The sequence below is a fragment of the Paenibacillus turicensis genome (assembly GCF_050461185.1).
Classification (GTDB): Bacteria; Bacillota; Bacilli; order Paenibacillales; family Paenibacillaceae; genus Fontibacillus; species Fontibacillus turicensis_A.
On sequence record NZ_JBCMOR010000023.1, the window covers coordinates 1 to 267 of the forward strand.

Sequence of the window (267 nt, forward strand, 5' to 3'; positions counted from 1 at the left end):
AGGTTAAGCTACTAAGAGCACACGGAGGATGCCTAGGCACTAGGAGCCGAAGAAGGACGTGGCGAACAACGAAACTGCCTCGGGGAGCTGTAAGCAAGCTTTGATCCGGGGATATCCGAATGGGGAAACCCAGCTACTGTAATAGGTAGTTACTCATATCTGAATACATAGGATATGAAGAGGCAGACCAGGGGAACTGAAACATCTAAGTACCCTGAGGAAGAGAAAACAAAAGTGATTCCGTCAGTAGCGGCGAGCGAACGCGGA

The 267-nt window shown here is 49.8% G+C and carries 1 rRNA gene (only partly in view); it reads left to right on the forward strand.

The features are described from left to right. The first annotated feature begins 1 nt into the window (after position 1). Positions 2 to 267: ribosomal RNA gene (locus tag ABE099_RS20550) — 23S ribosomal RNA — on the forward strand (it continues 2,386 nt past the right edge of the window).